The sequence below is a fragment of the Pseudomonas sp. N40(2020) genome, from assembly GCF_014472415.1.
Taxonomy (GTDB): Bacteria; Pseudomonadota; Gammaproteobacteria; order Pseudomonadales; family Pseudomonadaceae; genus Aquipseudomonas.
In genome coordinates, this window is the sequence record NZ_JACSZV010000002.1 from 16,877 (window position 1) to 37,569 (window position 20,693).

14 protein-coding genes are annotated in these 20,693 nt (G+C 57.9%); all 14 read left to right on the forward strand.

All coding sequences use genetic code 11. The features are described 5' to 3' along the window. The first annotated feature begins 453 nt into the window (after positions 1-453). The 14 genes from mgtA to IAI51_RS01665 all read left to right on the forward strand — a co-directional run bounded on the left by mgtA (position 454) and on the right by IAI51_RS01665 (position 20,663). The gene (gene mgtA / locus IAI51_RS01600; RefSeq protein ID WP_187676894.1) at positions 454-3,153 is read left to right on the forward strand and encodes a magnesium-translocating P-type ATPase; all 2,700 of its coding nucleotides are present in this window, start codon (positions 454-456) and stop codon (positions 3,151-3,153) included. Positions 3,154-3,281: 128 nt separating this feature from the next. Then, on the forward strand, positions 3,282-3,998 hold the full coding sequence (locus IAI51_RS01605; RefSeq protein ID WP_187676895.1) for an MgtC/SapB family protein: 717 nt from the start codon (positions 3,282-3,284) through the stop codon (positions 3,996-3,998). Positions 3,999-4,299: 301 nt separating this feature from the next. After that, positions 4,300-4,830 (forward strand): fimbrial protein, encoded by a 531-nt coding sequence (locus tag IAI51_RS01610; RefSeq protein WP_187676896.1) that lies wholly within the window; start codon positions 4,300-4,302, stop codon positions 4,828-4,830. 106 nt (positions 4,831-4,936) lie between these two features. Beyond that, on the forward strand, positions 4,937-7,357 hold the full coding sequence (locus IAI51_RS01615) for a fimbria/pilus outer membrane usher protein (protein ID WP_316249748.1): 2,421 nt from the start codon (positions 4,937-4,939) through the stop codon (positions 7,355-7,357). Positions 7,358-7,403: 46 nt separating this feature from the next. Then, entirely contained in the window at positions 7,404-8,150 is a 747-nt protein-coding gene (locus tag IAI51_RS01620; protein WP_187676897.1) for a molecular chaperone, read from the forward strand. Continuing rightward, positions 8,147-9,163 carry a fimbrial protein gene (locus IAI51_RS01625; protein ID WP_262410278.1) on the forward strand — a complete coding sequence of 339 codons (1,017 nt, stop codon included), beginning with the start codon at positions 8,147-8,149 and terminating at the stop codon, positions 9,161-9,163. The genes IAI51_RS01620 and IAI51_RS01625 overlap by 4 nt, the downstream gene beginning before the upstream one ends. 148 nt (positions 9,164-9,311) lie before the next feature. Then, positions 9,312-10,499 carry an EAL domain-containing protein gene (locus IAI51_RS01630; protein ID WP_187676898.1) on the forward strand — a complete coding sequence of 396 codons (1,188 nt, stop codon included), beginning with the start codon at positions 9,312-9,314 and terminating at the stop codon, positions 10,497-10,499. A 153-nt stretch (positions 10,500-10,652) separates the two neighbouring features. Further along, positions 10,653-11,279 (forward strand): response regulator transcription factor, encoded by a 627-nt coding sequence (locus IAI51_RS01635; RefSeq protein ID WP_187676899.1) that lies wholly within the window; start codon positions 10,653-10,655, stop codon positions 11,277-11,279. Continuing rightward, positions 11,280-14,927: a transporter substrate-binding domain-containing protein gene (locus IAI51_RS01640; protein WP_187676900.1), complete on the forward strand. Its 3,648-nt coding sequence runs from the start codon at positions 11,280-11,282 to the stop codon at positions 14,925-14,927. 261 nt (positions 14,928-15,188) lie between these two features. Further along, the gene (locus IAI51_RS01645) at positions 15,189-15,602 is read left to right on the forward strand and encodes a DUF4398 domain-containing protein (RefSeq protein WP_187676901.1); all 414 of its coding nucleotides are present in this window, start codon (positions 15,189-15,191) and stop codon (positions 15,600-15,602) included. 10 nt (positions 15,603-15,612) lie between these two features. Continuing rightward, positions 15,613-16,386 carry an OmpA family protein gene (locus IAI51_RS01650; protein WP_187676902.1) on the forward strand — a complete coding sequence of 258 codons (774 nt, stop codon included), beginning with the start codon at positions 15,613-15,615 and terminating at the stop codon, positions 16,384-16,386. Between the two features lie 268 nt (positions 16,387-16,654). After that, entirely contained in the window at positions 16,655-18,808 is a 2,154-nt protein-coding gene (locus IAI51_RS01655) for an autotransporter outer membrane beta-barrel domain-containing protein (RefSeq protein ID WP_187676903.1), read from the forward strand. Positions 18,809-18,971: 163 nt separating this feature from the next. Then, entirely contained in the window at positions 18,972-19,361 is a 390-nt protein-coding gene (locus tag IAI51_RS01660) for a hypothetical protein (protein ID WP_187676904.1), read from the forward strand. A 93-nt stretch (positions 19,362-19,454) separates the two neighbouring features. After that, positions 19,455-20,663, forward strand: coding sequence for an EAL domain-containing protein (locus IAI51_RS01665; RefSeq protein WP_187676905.1), 1,209 nt, complete (start codon positions 19,455-19,457; stop codon positions 20,661-20,663). Positions 20,664-20,693 lie beyond the last annotated feature (30 nt).

The window sequence follows — 20,693 nt, forward strand, 5'->3', positions numbered from 1 at the left end:
AACGATCATCCTGAACCCTTCCTGAACGCCCCCCACATTCCCCGACACACCTCCTTTCACGGGTTTACTCTCCAGACATCGAGGCGTAAGCTTCGCGCGTTTTCATCAATAGCGGAGACCCACAGTGGGTACTTGTTCGAGTGACAGTTGTCGGCCGGTCTCGGTAACCGGCAGATTCTCGGCAAGATAACGCGCCTCCTTTGTGCCGTTGTCTCGCCGTAACAGCGAGCAGCGGCATCCCGTACATGGCCAGTCCTTGGTCGTGCCTCGACGTCCTTCTCATCGACACTGAAAGAGCGTGATTCCGACTTTTTAAAGTCGCCATCGCAGCCCTATCGACACGCCTGTCTTTTCTGACCGGCGCGCCAAACCTTGCCGTGCCGGTTTACCCGGCGGACGAGGCGCGGCCGTACCTGCTTGACGGTTTCCCGGCTGACCACAGGGGCAACAGCCATGAAACTTACGCTCAAGGAATTTTTCGCAGGCTTTCTGCGGACCCGCCACTTCGCCCGGCACTTCCGTCGCCTGGCGTTGCTGGAAACCATCAACGACACCACGGTCAGCCGTGAAGTCCCGCCCACTCTGGCCAACACGCTGGTCGATGCTGCGCATGGCGACAGCGCTGTGTTGCTGTCTTCAATGGGGACCCACGCCGAAGGCCTGACTGATTTTGAAGTCGATGCCCTGCGTGCGCAGTACGGCCTCAATGAAGTCGAGCACGAGCAGCCGCTGCCGTGGTGGACACACCTGTGGCACTGCTACAAAAACCCGTTCAACCTGCTGCTGACCTTGCTGGCGGTCATCTCGTGGCTGACCGAAGACCTCAAAGCCGCCGTGGTGATTTTCTCCATGGTGGTGCTGTCGACGCTGCTGCGCTTTTGGCAGGAAAGCAAATCCAACCAGGCCGCCGACGCACTCAAGGCCATGGTCAGCAACACCGCCACGGTGATGCGCCGTGACGCACCGCGCGCCGAGTTGCCGATCAAGCAATTGGTGCCGGGCGATCTGATCGTGCTGTCGGCTGGCGACATGATTCCCGCCGATTGCCGGGTGCTCAGCGCCAAAGACCTGTTCGTCAGTCAGGCGGCAATGACTGGCGAATCGATGCCGGTGGAGAAGTTCCCGCGTCAGGCTGATCGCGACACACGCAATCCGCTGGAGCTGGAAAATATCCTGTTCATGGGCACCAACGTGGTGTCCGGCACGGCGGTGGCAGTGGTTCTCACCACCGGCAACAGCACCTATTTCGGTGCCCTGGCGCAACGTGTCGGTGCGACTGATCGTGCGGTCACGTCGTTCCAGCTGGGCGTCAACAAAGTCAGCTGGCTGTTGATCCGTTTCATGTTCGTCATGGCGCCGCTGGTGCTGTTTATCAACGGTTTCACCAAGGGTGACTGGACCGAAGCGCTGCTGTTCGCGCTGTCGATTGCGGTCGGGCTGACCCCGGAAATGCTGCCAATGATCGTCACCTCGACGTTGGCCAAAGGCGCGGTGTTTCTGTCGCGCAAGAAAGTCATCGTCAAACGCCTCGATGCCATTCAGAACTTCGGCGCCATGGACGTGCTGTGCACCGACAAGACCGGCACCCTGACCCAGGACAAGATTTTCCTCGCGCGCAATGTCGACGTCTGGGGCGAAGACTCCGACGATGTGCTGGAAATGGCCTACCTCAACAGTTACTACCAGACCGGCCTGAAAAACCTGCTCGACGTGGCCGTACTGGAACACGTGGAAGTTCACCGTGAACTGAAAGTCGGCACCGCGTTTCGCAAGGTCGATGAGATCCCGTTCGACTTCAACCGTCGCCGTATGTCGGTGGTTGTCGAGGGGCGCGGTCAGCCGCATCAACTGATCTGCAAAGGCGCGGTGGAAGAAGTGCTGGCAGTGTGCAGCCGCGTGCGTCACGGCGGCGTCGATGAAGCCTTGAGCGATGAATTGCTGACCCGGATTCGTCAGGTCACCGCAGCATTCAACGCTGAAGGCTTGCGCGTAGTGGCGGTGGCGGCCCGCTCGATGCCTGAAGGTCGCGACGTCTATAGCCTGGCCGATGAACAGGATCTGACGCTGATTGGTTACGTGGCATTCCTTGATCCACCGAAAGAAAGCACCGCGCCGGCGCTCAAGGCTTTGGCCGAGCATGGCGTAGCCGTGAAGGTGCTGACCGGTGACAACGAATTGGTGACCGCGAAAATCTGCCGCGAAGTCGGCCTCGCGCAACAGGGCTTGTTATTGGGCAACGATATCGAGCGCATGAGCGATGCCGAGCTGGCCGAGGCGGTAGAGAAAACCAACGTCTTCGCCAAACTGACGCCGTCGCACAAGGAACGCATCGTGCGCATCCTCAAGGGCAACGGTCATGTGGTCGGTTTCATGGGCGACGGCATCAACGATGCGCCGGCGCTGCGCACGGCCGACATCGGTATCTCGGTGGATAGCGCGGTGGACATCGCCAAAGAGGCCGCGGACATCATCCTTCTGGAAAAAAGCCTGATGGTGCTGGAGGAGGGCGTGCTCGAAGGGCGGCGCACCTTCGCCAACATGCTCAAGTACATCAAAATGACCGCCAGTTCCAACTTCGGCAACGTGTTCTCGGTGCTGGTTGCCAGTGCATTCATTCCGTTCCTGCCGATGCTGCCCATGCATCTGTTGGTGCAGAACCTGCTCTACGACATTTCGCAGATCGCCATCCCGTTCGACAACGTCGATGAAGAGATGCTGAAAAAGCCGCAGCGCTGGCAGCCGGGCGACGTTGGGCGCTTCATGCTGTTCTTCGGCCCGATCAGTTCGATCTTCGACATCACCACGTTCGCTTTGATGTGGTACGTGTTTGATGCCAACACCCCGGATCACCAGACGCTGTTCCAGTCGGGCTGGTTCGTGGTGGGGTTGCTGACCCAGACGCTGATCGTGCACATGATCCGCACGCCGAAGATTCCGTTCCTGCAAAGCCGCGCAGCTCTGCCGCTGCTGGTAATGACCGGGATCATCATGGCGGTCGGCATCTTCCTGCCGATGGGGCCGCTGGCGCACTACTTCAAATTGCAGGCGCTGCCATCGCTGTACTTCGTGTTCTTGCCGGTGATTCTGCTGGCGTACATGGCGTTGACCCAAGCGGTTAAAGGTTTCTACATCCGCCGGTTCGGCTGGCAGTAATGCTGCACCTGTAGGAGTGAGCCTGCTCGCGATAGCAATCTGTCTGTCAAGATTTCCAGCGACTGACACACCGCTATCGCGAGCAGGCTCACTCCTACAGAGATCGCGTGTTTTTCAAGGATTTCATCATGCAAGCCATCAACAACCTCAACCTCACTTCGCTGCTCGACACCCTGATCAGCCTCAGCGCCGCGTTCATCCTCGGCGGCTTGATCGGCTTCGAACGCCAGTATCGGCAACGCACTGCCGGCCTGCGCACCAATGTGCTGGTGGCGGTCGGCGCAGCGATTTTCGTCGACATGGCCAACCGTCTCGCGGGCGCTGAAGGCGCGGTGCGGGTGGTTGCCTATGTGGTCTCCGGCATCGGTTTTCTCGGTGCCGGGGTGATCATGCGCGAAGAAGGCAACGTGCGTGGCCTCAACACTGCCGCAACCCTGTGGACCTCGGCAGCAGTCGGCGCCTGCGCGGGTGCCGACCTGCTCGCCGAAGCAGTGCTCGGCACACTGTTTATCCTCGCCGCCAACACCTTGCTGCGGCCTATCGTCAACAACATCAACCGTCAGCCACTGGACGTGGTCTCGGCCGAAGTCACCAACATCGTCTACGTCATCGCCCGGCGCTCGCAGCAGAAAGCCGTGTTCGCCTTGCTCGAAGCGGAACTGGAACGCAGTAATTACCCGGCCAGCGATGTCGACGTGCATGCCTTCGGTGCCGATGAAATTGAAATCGAGGCGACGCTGGCGACCACCTCGGTCGATGGGGATGAACTGGATGCTCTGGTAGCGCGGATCTCGACTTCATCGCTGGTGGTGCAGGCGTTCTGGAGTCCGAGTACCACCGATTAGCGCTGAGAAATGTCCTACATGTCGGAGAGAAAGAACTTACATTTTCACTAGGGGGCATCACTCATTATTTTCCTCGGAGCAGAGATGCCCGGCGTCCTGAATAATCAGTGAGGCATCACTTTTTTCACAACTGTTGGGCCAGGAAAATACCGGCGGCGATGGCCAAAAGTATGGGGGGCTTCAGTTGTCGGAATAAGCCATGGTTTATTTGTTACAGCGATAAACCAGGTTGCCGCTCGTGAGTTGTTTGGGAAGCCAGGCCGCTGGGCCTGATAAATAACTATCCCTAGAGATGCCTACGATGAATAAGTTTTTCGCTGTGACTACCGCTGCTGTTGCCATGAGCCTTGCTTCTTTCGCCAATGCTGCGCCAGCAACCGGCAACCCAGGCACCGTGCGCTTTATCGGTGAAATCGTTTCCGGCGCGTGCGGTATCGACGCCAACTCCCTTGATCAAACTGTTTCGCTGGGTCAGGTGCCGTCGAACCGTTTCAAGGCTACGGGTGATCGCTCCGACCCGGTCAAGTTCGACATCGTCCTGACCGACTGCGACACCACCACCCAGAAGAACGCCCGCTTCACCTTCAGCGGCGTGCAGGATCCATCGGTTCCGGCACTGTTCGCTACTACTGGCCTGGCCCAGAACGTCGGCATCCGCCTGCAGGCCAGCGCTGGTGAAATGCTCGATAACGGCAAGGAGCAGGTCGCGCCGGTCGTTCTGCAAGACGGCAACAACACCGTGACCTTCGCGGCGATGTACGAAGCCACCGCTGCTTCCGTTACTACCGGTGAAGCGGACAGCGTTGCCAACTTCACCGTTGCCTACAACTGATACGCCCGTATCGATTGTTTTAAGAAAAAGGGGCGATAGCCCCTTTTTTCTTATCCGTCAGAGCACTGTTTAAAGGGTATTGCCCGTGTACTGCCGCACACTTTTTGTGTCTTGCGTATTGATCACCTCTGCGCGTTATTCCAATGCTGTGGAGTTCAATTCGGAGTTTCTGAATATTGATCGTAAAGACAATATCAGCCTCGGACAGTTTACCCATGCCCAATACACCGTGCCCGGCAGTTACTTACTGGATATCACGGTCAATCAGCGTTACTTCGGTAACCGTTCCATTGAATTCAAAAGTGCTGACGATCCGCAGGAAAGTTACGCCTGCCTGCCGGAAGAACTGGTGGCGATGTTCGGTTTGAAACCGGACGTCTTGAAGGGCCTGCCAAGATTAGCTGGCGGCCAGTGCGTTGATTTGCGCGGGATCGACAACGCCAGCATCAAGTACATCAAAAGTCTGGGCCGACTCTCGATCAGTCTGCCGCAGGCGACGTTTCAATATGACGATCCCAATTACATTCCCCCGGCTGCCTGGAGCGAGGGGCTGGACGGCGCATTGCTTGATTACCGAGTGATCGCCAACAGCCGCCAGTCCACGGCGTCCGGAGACTCCCGTTCGTTGCAAAGTTACGGCACCGCCGGGTTGAACATTGACGCCTGGCGGATTCGTGCCGATTACCAGGCCCGGCAAGAGTCCGGTAACCAGAGCGGCGACATCAACAGCAAAGCGTTCCAGTTGAACCGTCTCTATGCCTATCGCGCCTTGCCGGCCATTCGCTCGAAACTATCGGTGGGCGAAGATTATTTGAACTCCGATGTGTTCGATACGTTTGCGCTGCGTGGTGCGACGCTGAGCAGTGACGACCGCATGCTGCCGCCCAGTTTGCGCGGTTATGCGCCGTTGATCAGTGGTTTGGCGCGGACCAACGCGACCGTGACCGTGTCGCAGCAGGGGCGGGTGTTGTACTCGACCACGGTGACTCCCGGCGCATTCAGTATTCAGGATTTGAACAGCAGCGCCCAAGGCACGCTGGACGTCACCGTGCGCGAAGAGGACGGCACCGAGCAGACCTTCACGGTCACCACTGCGGCGGTACCGTTTTTGTCCCGCGAGGGCGAGTTGCGCTACAAGGTCTCGGCCGGGCAGCCGCGACTCAACGGCGCCGGCGGCACCGAGCCGGGGTTTATTGCTTCAGAGATCGCCTACGGTTTGCCTCGGGACTGGACGGTATATGGCGGCGTGCTTGCCGCTTCGGATTACCTGTCGGATGCCATCGGCGTCGGTAAGGATCTCGGGGTGTTCGGCGCCTTATCGGCAGACGTCACCACGTCGCGGGCCAAGCTGCGCTGGAGTGGCGAAACGGTGGTGGGTAATTCGTACCGGATCAACTATTCCAAGCGTTTCGATGACATTGGCACAGACCTGCGGTTTCTCGGCTACCGCTTTTCTGACAAGACGTTTACCAACTTCTCGCAGTTTGTCGGCGACCCTGATTCCTATTCACTGAACTCGGGCAAGCAGCGTTATTCGGTGACGCTGGCCAAGCATTTTTCCTGGCTGTCGACGAGTGTCTCCTACGACCATTCCACCTATTGGGATGCGGCGCCTTCCGAGCGTTTCGGTTTGTCGCTGGCACGCAGTTTTTCCATCGGCAACGTCAAGAACATCAACGCCAACCTGTCGGCCTATCAAACCCGCAATACGCGGCAGAACGATTCGCAGATCTATCTTGGGGTTTCCATTCCGCTGGGCGGTAACTCGATGCTGTCGAGCAATATGCAGCGCTCGGGCGCCGGAGCGTCGTCGGGCAACGTCGGTTATAGCCATGACGACGGCGATGGCCTGAATTATCAGGTGTATGGCGGGATCGGTGACAACCGCTACGTCAACGCTTATGTCGGCAAGCGTGCTTCTACCTATCGGGCCAACGCTTCTGCTACCACCGATGGCAGCACCTACCGTTCGCTGACCGGCGAGTTCGACAGTTCGCTGGTCGCCACCCGTTATGGCGTGTCGGCCCATGGCAACGGTTCGAATGGCGATACCCGGTTGCTGGTGTCGACCGAGGGTGTGCCGGACGTGGCGTTCAGTGGTCAGACCCGCTCCAACCAGGCCGGGTACGCGGTGATGGACGGTTTGCCATCGTTCCAGGCCTATGAGGCGCGGATCAACATGGAAAAGTTGCCGCTCAACACCGAAGTTTCCAACCCGGTGCAGCGTCTGGCACTGACCGAGGGTGCTATCGGCTATGTCAATTTTTCCACTGCCCGTGGGCATAACGCCTACGTGACGTTAACCCGAGCGGATGGCAAACCGGTGCCGTTCGGTGCGTCGGTGCAGGACAAACACACAAACAAGGAAGTAGGCATCGTCGGTGAAGCCGGGGTGACTTATCTGCTGGGCGTCAAAACGCAGGCTGAGTTGGTCGCGGTGTGGGACGACGTCAATCGTTGTGCCCTGGCCGCACTGCCTGAGGAAGACGTCGTGACCAACATCGCCAAACCCGTGCGCTGCCTTTAATCCGGGCCCGAAGTTGACTCGGCCCTTATCCTTGTGGAGAAACCTCATGCAATCTCTTTCATTGTTCACAACCCGTGGCCTGTTCAATCGATTGGGCCTCATTGCAGGCCTGTGTGTGCCGTTGTTGGCGAACGCGGCCGTGGTGCCGGATCGAACGCGAATCGTGTTCGAGGAGAGCGCGCCGTCGGTAAGCGTCACGCTCAGCAACAAGAACGCGCAGTTGCCTTTTGTCGTGCAGTCGTGGATCGAAAACGAAGCTGGCCAAAAGGTCACGACGCCGTTCATGGTGCTGCCGCCATTGCAGCGCATTGAACCCAGTGAAAGCAGCGTGCTGCGCATCGTGAAACTGCCTGAGCTGGCCTTGCCCAAAGATCGCGAGTCGGTGTTTTACCTTAACGTGCGCGAGATTCCACCCAAGACCCAGGCCGTCAATTCGATGCAGATCGCCTTGCAGTCGAAAATCAAGCTGTTCTATCGCCCGGCCTCGGTCAAACGCGAACGTGGCGACGATCTGGCATTGGGCCTGAAGCTGAAAATCGATCCGGGCAGCAAACAGCTTTTGGTGGACAACCCGACGCCGTTCCACATCACCGTTGTCGGGTTGCTGGCCGGTGAGCAAAAGACTCGGATGCCGATCGACACCATCATGATCGCGCCCTACGCCAACGCACGCTTTCCATTGACCAGCACCGCGCTTACCTCGCTGCGGGTATCGAACATGAACGACTTCGGTGGGCAGACCGATACGCTGTTCAATTGCGTGGCAAACGTCTGCACGGGCGTCAAACCATGAAGCGCACGCAGCTCAGGCTTTGTCTGGCAATGCTGTTGCTGATGTTTTCTCAGGCGTCCTGGGCGATGTTGTGTAAATCGTTGAATGACGGTTCCTACCTGAGCGAATACATCGGCCCGGTGTCGGTGCCCGATACAGTGCCGGACGGCACGATCATCTGGCGCTCGAAAACGCATGTGGTGCCCGCCAAGTGCTTTAAGGTTCACGACATCCATTTTGCCGAAGACGACCCGATTTATTTCTACGGCAACCCGGCCGGACTGAACGCGACGCCCTGGGGTATCGAATTTGGTCTGGTGTACAAGGGGGTGACAGCCTGGGACGGTGACTGGAGCGCCAATCCCACCCAAGGGGTGAATACCGGTTTTGTTTCACGGGGCTGCCCCGCTGCCTCCAATGATGCAGAGATGCTGCCGTGTTCGTTGGTCAGTCCGAGCATTGCTTTTCAGGTGGTGATCCGCAAACGCGGGCTGTTACCGCTGCAGCGCCCCTCACAAGATACGTACGACGTATTCCAGTTCGACGGGTTGTATGGACTCAATGGCGGGCCGGGCAACCCATTCGGCAATTTCCGTTTTCAACTCAGCGGCCTGCAAAATATTGTCGGGACGGCTTGCAGTGTTGATGTAACGGTAACTCCGGAGCCTGGAATCGTCGATTTCGGGATCATCCAGAAAACCGCCACCGGCCTCTCTCCGCCCAATCCGACTCGGCCGTTCAGCCTGGCGCTGGAGAAAAGATGCAGCACGGCGATCAACCTGGGCGCCACATTGGTCACGACTCAGCAGCAGGGTGACTACACGATTGTGCCGGCCAGTGATAGCCAGTTCGGCATTCAGGTGCGGGACTCACGCAATCAATTGGTGCCGATCAACGAACCTTTTCCGCTGGTCAATTTTCCGCCGGACGTGACTCATATCGACTTGCCGTTCAGTGCTTCAGTCGTATCGTTGGGCGATCCGAAGGTCGGGCCTTTCGAAGCGATCATGGTGGTGCAGATCATCTATTACTGAGGCAGGCGGCCGGCGCCAACGCCGCCATTTTTTTGCAGGCGCTATCTCTGGGAAATTTCCTACATGACTGTCGGATAAGTCCTTCGCAACCTGCTCTCGGCTGTCGCCAATATGCCTGCTCTCAGGTCGATTAAGCGATGAATTGACGATGGCCTCCCCACGTATTCTGGTGTTGGAAAATCAAGGTTTTGCGCGCAGCGTGCTGGTGAAGATGTTGCAGCGTCTTGGCGTACGCGACGTGGTACAAGCCACGGATGGCGAACATGCGATGGTGCAGATGCACCTGTATGGCGGCGTCGACATCGTGCTATGCGACCTGACCGATCGCGGGCTCGATTGCCTTGAGTTTCTGAGGCGCGCCAGTCAAAGCGGCATGGTACGCGCGGTGGTGCTATGCAGCGAATTGCAACCGGAGTTGCATCGTGCGCTGGGGCAAATGCATTCGCTGGCCGGGCTGCAACTGCTCGGGATACTCCGTCGGCCGATTCAACTGCGCTCGCTCCATCGTCTCTTGCACCGCTTCAGTCTCGCTCGTGCAATGCCAGTGCCGAACGTGCTACGCAAAGAACTGCCCACTGAAGAAGAGGTGCGTCGCGGGCTTGCGTTGGGGGAGTTTCGTGCCTGGTTTCAGCCGCAGATAAAACTCCAGACCGGCACCGCCGTCGGGTTCGAGGCGCTTGCTCGATGGCAACATCCGTCGCGGGGTGTGTTGCTGCCCAGTGAGTTCCTGGCGGCAGTGCTGGCGTATGACTTGATTGATCAGATGTTCAAAAGTCTGCTGGAGCAGGGCTTGAGCCTGATGGGGATCTTGCGTCGCCAAGGCGTCAACCTGACGCTGGCGTTCAACCTGCATGCCTCGCAACTGGCAAGCGGTGAACTGATCGAGCACATCAAACGGGCACTCGAGCGACATGCCTTCAAGGGTTCGACGCTGATGTTCGAACTGGCGGAAAACGGCTTGCTCGACAGCGCCCCCGGCATCCATGAAAACCTGCTGCGATTGAGACTGTTGGGCTGCGGTTTGTCGGTCGATGACTTCGGCGTGGGCTTCTCTTCGCTCAAGCTGCTTTGCCGGCTACCCTTCAATCAGATCAAGCTCGATGGACGCTTTGTTCAGCGCCTGGATCGTCAACGCAATCGCGCCATGGTGACCTGCACACAGGGGCTGGCGCAGTCGCTGGACATGAGGCTGGTGATTGAGGGCGTCAGCAGTTCGCGGATTCGTGAGGGCCTGCTTGAACTGGGTTGTGACACTGGTCAGGGCTTTCACTTGGCCCGGCCCATGACTGGGCACGATCTGCTGCAATGGCTGGAAGCAATGGAGAATGCACGGTGAATACTTCAGGGTTTACTCCGATGTATTTGCAGAAATTTCCTACACTTCATTCGCGCTCGTGTATTTTTGCTGCACGCACCGAATGGCTTGCTGTAACACTCACACTCATGGCCTTGACGATGTCGGTTGCCGGCGTGCTTTCCAGAGGTTTTTATGCTTAAAGCGATAGTTGTGGACGATCATCCGTTCATTCGCTCTTCGGTCAAGATGCTGCTCAAGCAGGAACAGTTCGAGGTCGTGGCCGAGGCAGACAACGGCGCCGATGCTGTGCAACTGGCCCGTGAATACGCCCCGGATCTGATTGTTCTGGATATCGCCATGCCCAAGCTCGATGGGCTGGAAGTGATTTCGCGCATCAGTGCACTGGGGCTGTCGAGCAAGATTCTGGTACTGACCTCGCAGTCGGCGCTGTTCTATTCCATGCGCTGCATGAAGGCCGGCGCCGCTGGCTATATCTCCAAGACCAACGACCTCGATGAGCTGATCAAAGCCATCAAGGCCGTGATGGACGGCTATACCTTCTTTCCCAATCTGGCCACCAGTTCGGTGCGGCGCAGCGATGTCGATACCTCTGATCTGGAACTGATCCAGAGCTTGTCCGATCGTGAGTTGGCGATCCTGCAACAGTTGTCCAACGGCCTGAGCAACAAAGAAATCGGTGAAGCGATGCTGCTGAGCAACAAAACCGTCAGCACTTACAAGACCCGGCTGATCGAGAAGCTCAAGGTCAAATCGGTGGTGTACCTCGCCGATTTCGCCAAGCGCAATAACCTTGTCTAGATGAATATTTCTTTCAAAAAGTACCTGGCGGGCCTGCTGCTGTCTGGCTTGCTGGTAGCTGGCAGTGCCTTTGCAGCTGCGCCTGAAACAATGCAGTTGCTTGGGCGTTCGACGGTCGATGAATACTCGGTTTCACTCGACGAGGCGGACTGGAGCTGGTTGCGGCACCGCAAAACTCTGTTGCTGGGTGCTTCGGCTCCCGATTACTCACCGTTTGGCATTACCACCAATGACAATGACTACGAAGGTCTGACGGCCGACTATGCGCAATTGATCGCTCAGTTGCTGCATATCAAGGTCGAGGTGCGTCGTTTTGAATCGCGTACCGAGGTGCTGGCTGCGCTCAAAAGCGGTGAGATTGATTTGCTTGGCACCGCTAATGGCTACGAGGCGGTGGATCCCGACCTGGCGATTTCCCATTCGTACGCCGACGATCAGCCGACGTTGCTGACCCGTATCGGCGACAACCAGAACCTGCCGGTGGATCTGGCTGGCAAGCGCGTGGCGATGCTCTATCACTATTTGCCGCCAGAAGTGGTGAAGGCGTTCTATCCCAAGGCCATCATCCAGTTGTACCCCTCGACCTTGAGCGCTATCGGTGCGGTGGCGTTCAGCCAGGCGGACGTGTACTTGGGTGACTCGATCAGCTCCAATTACCTGATCAGCAAGAATTACCTCAATAACGTACAGCTCAGTGATTTCTCGCGGATGGAAGTGCAGCCATTCGGCTTTGCCGTGAGTCGTGGGAATGACCGACTGTTGCGTATCCTCAATACGGCGCTGGACACGATTCCGACCAGTGAGCGCATGAGCATTTTGCGCCGTTGGAGTTCGGGGGGCGCGACCATGCCCGGGCGACAGACCCTGCACTTCAGCGTCAGCGAGCAACGCTGGCTGGAGCGTCATCCCAGGATAAAAGTGGCGATCAACGAGAATTTTCTACCGCTGACGTTCTTCGACAGTGAAGGTAATTTTCGTGGCATCAGTGCCGATGTCCTGGCCAAGGTCAGCCTGCGCACCGGCCTGAAATTCGACGTGCAACGGGCCGAGTCGGTCAGTGACCTTGTCGATCGGGTGACCAGTGGCAAGGCTGACATGCTTGCAGCGTTTACTCCCAGTACCGAGCGTGAAGGCGATTTACGTTTTACCCGGCCTTACCTGACCAACCCGTTCGTATTGGTCACTGCCAGCGGCGACGCCACTCCCCAGACCCTGGATCAAATGGCCGGGAAGCGCTTGGCATTGATTCGCGGCAACGTACTGCGCGAATACCTGGTGGAGCAGTTCCCTCAGGTGCACCTGGTGACGGCGCAGAATGCTGCCGACGCGATGAACATGGTTGCGCAGGGCGAAGTCGACGGTGCGATCAATTCCCTGCTCAATGCCCGCTACTTGATCTCCCGCCAGTATCGCGGCCGGTTGCAAGTCACCAGCACCGTAGGGACTCAACAGGCGCGCATAGCGCTGGCCACCGATCGTGGTGCACTGGAGTTGTACTCGATTCTCGACAAGGCGCTGTTGAGCATTTCCCCTGAAGAAATGGATGAACTGACCAACCGCTGGCGTACTGACGTCGTGGTCGACGACAGCTATTGGTTACGCCACCGCAGTACGATCATTCAAGGGTTCGTCATTGCCGGTGTCTTGCTGCTGGTGGCGTTCGGCTGGATTGCTTACCTGCGCATGCTGATGCGCAAGCGGCGCCAGGCTGAAATCGCCCTCAACGACCAGATGGAGTTCATGCGCGTGTTGATCGACGGCACGCCGCACCCGATCTATGTGCGCGACCGCGACGGACGGCTGGTGACCTGTAACAGCGGTTACCTGCAAGTGTTTGGCGTTGAACGCGAGGCGGTGATCGGCAAAACCGTGACCGACGGTGTGCTGAGTGACCCTGTCGAAGCGCAGGGCTTTGCAAGCGATTACCGGCAAGTCATGGATGAAGGCGTGCCGCGGATTGAGGATCGAAAACTCAGTCTGGGAGACGGTCGTGTCCTGACTATTTATCACTGGATGCTGCCTTACCGTGGCAGTGATGGCGAAGTCAGCGGTATGATTTCCGGCTGGATCGACGTCAGCGAACGCCAGCAACTGTTGCACGAACTGCGCATCGCCAAAGACGGCGCCGACGATGCCAACCGCGCCAAGACGACGTTCCTGGCGACCATGAGTCATGAGATCCGCACACCGATGAATGCCATGATCGGGATGCTGGAACTGGCCATGAAAAAAGCCGATCAGGGCGTCATGGATCGTTTCGCCATCGAGGTGGCCTCGGGCGCGGCGCGGGGTTTGCTCGATCTTATCGGCGACATTCTCGACATTGCACGGATCGAATCCGGCCGTTTGTCGCTGGCGCCGGAGCGGGCCAACCTGCGTGAGCTGATTGAGTCAGTGGTGCGGATATTCGAAGGGTTGGCGCGACAGAAACAACTACGCCTGCAATTGGATCTGGATGCGTTGGCCAACGTAGACGTATTGATCGATCCGCTGCGCTTCAAGCAAGTGCTGTCGAACCTGTTGAGCAATGCGATCAAGTTCACCGAGGTGGGCCACGTCGTTCTGCGCATGCGGGTAGAACGTGCTGCTGACCAGGATCGATTGGCACTATGCCTGCGGGTCGAAGACAGCGGCCGCGGGATATCCGTCGAAGATCAGCAACGGCTGTTCACGCCGTTCACGCAGGCCGGCAACCATGGCCAGTCTGCGCAGGGCGGTTCCGGGCTGGGTCTGGTGATCAGCCGCACCTTGTGCGAAATGATGGGGGGCACGCTGACGATGGACAGCGTGCTGGGGCAGGGCACGCAGATTGAGGTGCGCCTCAGTTTACCTACCCTCCAGCCACAGGCACGCGTGGTGGCGGCCGAGATTGAACCGGTAACGGTCAGTCGGGCGCTGAATATCCTGGTGATCGACGATTATCCGGCCAACCGTTTGTTGTTGTCTCAACAGCTGACTTATCTGGGGCACCGGGTCACGGACGCTGAAGACGGCGCCCATGGTTTGCGGGCCTGGCGCAACGAGACTTTCGATGTAGTCATCACCGATTGCAACATGCCGATCATGAACGGCTACGAGTTGGCGCGGGCGATACGCGACGAAGAGGGTGCACGAGCGTTACCGCGCAGCCTGGTACTGGGTTTCACCGCCAATGCACTGGCTGAAGAAAAGGTGCGTTGCGCGGAAGCGGGCATGGACGATTGCCTGTTCAAGCCCATCAGCCTCAAGGATCTGAATGCGCGTCTGGCCTCTGTCACGCCTCACGCCCGGCCTGCAACCGAAGGTGAGGATAGCGGCGTGGCGGACGGCGGCGCTGATTTTGACCTGAGCAGTCTTGAGCAACTGACCCGCGGTGACCGGGCGTCAATCAAGAGCCTGCTGACGGATCTGGCCACCAGTAATAACGACGACATGGCCAAACTCATGCGTCTGTTTACGCAGCATGATTTGCCAGGATTGGCGGATCTTGCACACCGGGTCAAAGGTGGCGCACGGATTATCAAGGTGCAGTCACTGATCGAGGCCTGTGAGGCCTTGGAAGCCGCCAGTGAAGGTCTGGATTCGGCGGTGTTGATCGAGGCGGTGGACGCCCTGCAGCAGGCCATGGAACACCTTGCCGCGCAATTGGAAACCTACTTGGCGAACTGATCGCGGTTCGCTGGATTTTTTACGATTTGAACGTCGATATTTGCGAATTTTCCTACATTCGCCAATGACCCTCACTCGCTAACGTGCCGTGGTGTCAGCCGAAGGCTGATTCAGACAACGGGCGATCGATATGGACTGTCAGCGCAACGCTGACGGCCCCTATCGAAGCGCCGCACGCAACGAGCAGGGTCACTGATTCTCGGCAACGCCGACCCCCTTCACGCTGCGTGTCATCCCACTTTTTATTGTTTGGAGCAGTTGATGAACTTTCAACATCTGTCTTCCCGTGCGCGACTTTCGGTCAGCGTGCTGGTTGTCGCGGCAGCTTTGAGTGCCTGTGCCAGTGCACCGATTCCGGAGCAACAGATTTCGCTGTCCAAAGATGCGGTCAATCGTGCCGTTTCGGCAGATGCGACCCAATATGCCCCGCTGGAAATGAAGGCAGCGCAGGACAAGATGTTCCCGATGGAGCGCGCCTTGGGCGAAAAAAATTACCCACAAGCCAAAGTGCTGGCTGAGCAGATCGAAGCTGACGCCAACCTGGCCGAACGCAAGTCGCGGGCTGTGAAGTGGCAGAAGCAATTGTCAGACGCCCGCAGCGGCATCCAGGTGCTCAAGCAGGAAATGCTGCAAGACCCGGTCACCGGTTTCAATCCGCCTGCCAGTGCTCAATAAGGAAAACCCCATGCAGACTTTCAAATTACTGCCAGCCGTTTCCCTGTTTGCCCTGATGCTCGGCGGTTGCGCCACACCGCCGGAAAACCCGCAATTGCTGCAAGCCCGTGCGCAATTTGTCGCGCTGCAACAAAAAGCCGAGTCAAACACCCTCGCGGCGATCGAAACCAAGGACGCGTTCACTGCGCTGAACAAGGCCGATCAGGCTTCCCTCAAGGATCGTCAGGCGCCGGACGTTGATCAGTTGGCCTATCTGGCCAGCCAGAAAATTGCTCTGGCCGAGCAGACCATTGTCGGTCGCCAGGCAGAAGCCGACCTGAAGAAAATCGACGCCGAACGCACTCAGGTGCAGCTTGATGTCCGTACCCAGCAGCTCAAGGCCCTGCAAGCACTGAAAGCCAAAAAGACTGATCGGGGTGAGGTAGTGACCTTCGGTGACGTGCTGTTCGATACCGGCAAGGCTGATTTGAAATACGGCAGTCAGCGTCAGTTTCAGCAACTGGCCGATTTTCTGGCCAGCAACCCGGAGCGCAAGGTGCGGGTGGAAGGCTTCACCGACAACGTCGGTAACGAAGCCGCCAATCAGGTGTTGTCCGAGCGCCGCGCGGACTCTGTCGCCAGTGCGCTGTCGCAATTGGGAGTGGATCGTCGGCGTATCGTGACCCAGGGATTCGGCGAGGAATTCTCGGTGGCCGATAACGGTAGCGCGGCAGGCCGCCAGCAAAATCGGCGGGTCGAAGTGATCCTGTCGAATGGGGCCGAGGAGGTGGGCGAGCGTCACTGATCGCGCCAATGAAGCCTGTTACCCGCTCTCCTTTGAGGAGCGCGGGTTTGCTGCAAACGGTGCATTTTCGCTAGACGAATGCTTTTAATACCGCTCATGCGCTTCGGAAATTTCCTACAAACGTAGGGAAATTTCCTACTCAGAAAGTTCTCTTCGATCTCTAAATTACAGACCTCAACTGAGCCGCCGGCCTTCCGTCAGTCGTTGCTCAGCCCCATGCCATTGGCATTTCCACTGCCGACTCGGCAGTACGAATGAGGTACTGAACATGAAGACGATCAACTCCAAACAGAATCCCGCACTGACGCTTTCGCCCCTTGCCCTGGCCATCTTCCTGTTGCTGCCGGCACACGCGAATGCGTTCACTTCATCCGTTAACAGTGGTGCTGTAGTCGATGGTGAAACCGTGGTCGGTGGCACGCAGAATATCGGCACCAACGGTACGGCAAACAATACGTTGATCGAAGTCACCGGGACGCAGACGGTTTTTCAGAACGGTGTGTCGAATGACGCTACTGTCAACGGAGTCCAGGATGTTCAGAGTGGCATCGCCAACCGCAGCATCGTCAATGCCGGCGGCTCACAGATGGTGGGCATCGCCAGTGTGGCCAACGACACAATTCTGAACGGTGGCGCGCAGACGGTGCAAAACCCGACAGGGCGGGCCAACCGTACAGTGATCAATCAGAATGGCGTGCAGACCGTCACGCTCATGGGCACTGCTGCTGACACGGTCATCAACAACGGCGGCCTGCAGGTAGTGACCAATAAGGGTGTTGCGAACGACACCCAGGTCAACAGCGGCGCAGAGCAGAGCCTGCAAAGGGGCATGCTCGGCGGCGTGGTGGCAACCAATACACGCATCGACGGTGGCTTACAGAGTGTCTATGACACCGCCACGGCCAACAACAGCACCGTGAGCAATGGCGGGCGGATCAACCTGTACCAGGGCGCACAGGCCAATGGGTTGGTAGCGGAGGCAGGGGGCACCGTCAATATCATGGAGGACGGTGTAAAAACCGTTGATTCCCTGACCCTCAATGGCGGCAGCCTGGCCTTCGTACCGAGCGCTGATGGCAGCTTCAAGACGTTCACGGTCAACGCTTTGTCCGGCAGCGGCAGCATCTTGATGAACACCGATATTGCCAGTCAGCATGACGACTTGCTGGTGGTGCAGGGCGCGGGAATGGCCAGTGGCGATCACACGCTGATCGTAGGGGACTCGGGCCGCGAACCGACATCTATGGATGGACGTCTGGTGTTAGTGGACACCAATGGCGGCAGTGCGAAGTTTGGACTCCATGGTGGTCATGTCGATGCCGGCGCGTTCCGCTACACCTTGCAGCAACAGGGTGATGACTGGGTGCTGGCCAGTGGCGGCAGCCTTCCTGTGGATCCTGTAACGCCTGTCGATCCCGAAAAGCCTGTGGATCCGGTGACGCCTGTCGATCCAGCAAACCCGCTGGATCCGGTGACGCCACCGACTCCGGTCAACCCACGACCCGAAAATCTCTCCAAGGGCACTAACGCCGCCATCGCCGCGCACACGGCAGGCGCCAGTCTGTGGAGTGCGCAAATGAATGCGCTGGTCAAACGTCTGGGCGAATTGCGCATGGGGCAAGACGATGGTGGTCTCTGGACGCGTGCTATCGGTAAGCGCTTCGATGTCAGCGAACACTCCAGTCGTGCTTACACTCAGGACGTCAGTGGTCTGGAAATCGGTGCCGACAAAGCGTTTGCTGTCGAGAGTGGCAAAGTCTATGTCGGTGCAATGGTCGGCACGGCTCGTTCGGATCTGGACTTCGGCGAAGGCGCCTCGGGTGAAATCGACAGCCGCATGTTCGGCATCTATGCCACCTACCTGAACGATAACGGCGTCTATGTCGACAGCGTTTTGAAGTACAGCCGCTTCGATAACGACATCAAAACCCCGAGCAATCTGGGCGAGTCGGTAAAAGGTTCCTACAGCACCAACGGTGTCGGTGCAAACATCGAGATCGGTAAACGCATCGCGCTCAAAGATGGCTGGTTCGTTGAGCCGCAGGTCGAACTCACGGCCACCCAGACCCAGGGGGCGAGCTATACCGCCAGCAACGGTCTGCGGGTCAAGACCGATAATCTGGACTCGTTGCAAAGTCGCGTCGGTTCGCTCTTTGGTCGCAGTCTGGAACTGAGTAACGGTATGAAAGCTCAGCCATACGTCAAAGCGTCCTACATTACCGAGCACGCGGGCAGCGGCAAGGTCACCGTCAACGGCAATAAATTTGATGCCGAATTGCCAGGTAGCCGTGTGGAAGTCGGATTCGGTGGCGTGTTGCAAGTCACGGAGAAAAGCAAGATTTCCCTGGATGCCGAGTACGCCAAGGGCAATGGTATCGAGCAGCCATTCGGTGTGAGCCTGGGTTATCGCTATCTTTGGTAAGAAAAAAGGCCGCGTCGGGTAGTCCCGGCGCGGCTTTGTTGTGGGATTCAGGATGTATTCGGATCGCTTTTCAGAAACTTCTTACATAGATCGTCGAGCCTTTTGGTTAGCGTGACCTGACCCGAGCCTCATGCTCTGATCTTCACGCCATTGTTGAAATCTCATGCCTTACAAATGCTGGCGAATCCTGATCGCCGAAGACCAGCCTTATCTGCGTGTCAGAATCGAGAAGTCTCTCAAGGAACTGGGTTGCCGCAGGCTCACAACCGCGCAGTCCTTTCGGGAGCTGCTTGGCCTGACTCATTACTCGCACGATCCTTTCGAAGGCTTTGAACTGATGATCATCAACGGCGAACTGTTGGCGGCTACGGGGATTGATCCGGTGCGATTTTTCCTCAGCAATCCGCAGATCCGCCACGGTTTGATCCATGACGCACGTCGAGGGCAGCCGAAGGCGGAGACGATTTATGCCAGCCAGCAACGTCAATTGAACCTGATTCGCACGCCCGACCGGCAGTCCCTGGACGCCGTGCTGGTGTCTCTTAATGCTTAGGAAAACTCCTACACATTTTTGGATCTTTCCTAGAGTGTTTAGTCCTCTGATTTTTGAAAATTGTCTTGCCCCTCAAGAGATGAGTCGATCGCCATGCCTACTTTGCCGCTCCGTGTCCTGGTTCTAGAAGATCATACTTTCCAGCGTTCCGTCGCGGTGAGCATGCTCCAGGCGTTGGGCTGCCAAGAGGTGTTCGAGGCCAGTGACGGCGCCCAGGCACTGGCGGTGCTGGAAGCAGTCGGGCAGGTGGATATTGCCCTGTGCGACTTGCAAATGGAGGGCATGGACGGTCTCGAGTTTTTGCAGCGGGTGGGCGCGTCGGGGCAGGTCAAGTCGGTCATCATCAGCAGCTCGTTGTCGGCGGATCTGTGTCGGGCGGTGCATCAAATGGTGACGCTGCTCGGACTGGAGTTGTTGGGCGATGTGGGTAAACCGCTGGATGCGCAGGTGTTGCATGATTTGTTGAAAAAGGCCCTTGCCAAACCGGTCAGCCAGCAGCCACCGATCAGCGCAAGCCCACTGGCCAGCGAAGACGCGGTGCGTGAGGCACTGGCGCAGCGGCAGTTAAAGGCCTGGTATCAACCCAAATTCAATCTGCAGACCGGCGAGGTCTGTGGTGTCGAAGTCCTGTGCCGCTGGCAGCACCCGACGAGGGGGATCATTCCGCCTGCGGTGTTCATGCCTGTGCTGGAGCGATGCGGCTTGCTCGACGAGTTGCTGTTTTGCCAAATAGATGAAGCGTTGACTTTGCAGACCAGTGCCAGGGCGCAAGGCTTTGTGTTGAACATCGCGTTCAATTTGCAGGCTTCTCAACTCGCCAACAGTGATCTGACGGCTGCCATCAGGCACATTCTGGTCAGTCATGCGGCACCCGGTTCAAGTCTGACCTTCGAACTGACTGAAAGCGGCCTGCTGGAAGCGCCGGCTACCAGCCTGGAAAGTCTGGTGCGCTTGCGCATGATGGGCTGCCGCTTGTCCATTGATGATTTCGGTGCCGGGTTTTCCTCGTTGCAACGCTTGTGTCAACTGCCGTTCAACGAAATCAAACTCGATGCCGATTTCGTGCGCAACCTTGAGCACGAACCGCGCTGCCGTGCGGCAATCAGCAGCACCCTGGCGCTCGGCGAAACTCTCGGCATGGCCGTGGTGATCGAAGGAATTGAAACCGATGCACAGCGCCTTCAATTGCTGGGGTTGGGCTGTACGCAGGGGCAGGGGTACTGGTACGCGCGACCGATGGCCGGGGACGATTTTCTCGCCTGGCTGCATCGGCGCAATGATCGCGAGGTCTCGGATCAATGAGCTTTTTTTTAGGAATAGTCCTACAGAGTC

Bases quoted from the DNA above. Each gene is read 5' to 3' on its own strand.
- mgtA (WP_187676894.1), top strand. From the start codon at position 454: ATGAAACTTACGCTCAAGGAATTTTTCGCAGGCTTTCTGCGGACCCGC.
- IAI51_RS01605 (WP_187676895.1), top strand. From the start codon at position 3,282: ATGCAAGCCATCAACAACCTCAACCTCACTTCGCTGCTCGACACCCTG.
- IAI51_RS01610 (WP_187676896.1), top strand. From the start codon at position 4,300: ATGAATAAGTTTTTCGCTGTGACTACCGCTGCTGTTGCCATGAGCCTT.
- IAI51_RS01620 (WP_187676897.1), top strand. From the start codon at position 7,404: ATGCAATCTCTTTCATTGTTCACAACCCGTGGCCTGTTCAATCGATTG.
- IAI51_RS01625 (WP_262410278.1), top strand. From the start codon at position 8,147: ATGAAGCGCACGCAGCTCAGGCTTTGTCTGGCAATGCTGTTGCTGATG.
- IAI51_RS01630 (WP_187676898.1), top strand. From the start codon at position 9,312: ATGGCCTCCCCACGTATTCTGGTGTTGGAAAATCAAGGTTTTGCGCGC.
- IAI51_RS01635 (WP_187676899.1), top strand. From the start codon at position 10,653: ATGCTTAAAGCGATAGTTGTGGACGATCATCCGTTCATTCGCTCTTCG.
- IAI51_RS01640 (WP_187676900.1), top strand. From the start codon at position 11,280: ATGAATATTTCTTTCAAAAAGTACCTGGCGGGCCTGCTGCTGTCTGGC.
- IAI51_RS01645 (WP_187676901.1), top strand. From the start codon at position 15,189: ATGAACTTTCAACATCTGTCTTCCCGTGCGCGACTTTCGGTCAGCGTG.
- IAI51_RS01650 (WP_187676902.1), top strand. From the start codon at position 15,613: ATGCAGACTTTCAAATTACTGCCAGCCGTTTCCCTGTTTGCCCTGATG.
- IAI51_RS01655 (WP_187676903.1), top strand. From the start codon at position 16,655: ATGAAGACGATCAACTCCAAACAGAATCCCGCACTGACGCTTTCGCCC.
- IAI51_RS01660 (WP_187676904.1), top strand. From the start codon at position 18,972: ATGCCTTACAAATGCTGGCGAATCCTGATCGCCGAAGACCAGCCTTAT.
- IAI51_RS01665 (WP_187676905.1), top strand. From the start codon at position 19,455: ATGCCTACTTTGCCGCTCCGTGTCCTGGTTCTAGAAGATCATACTTTC.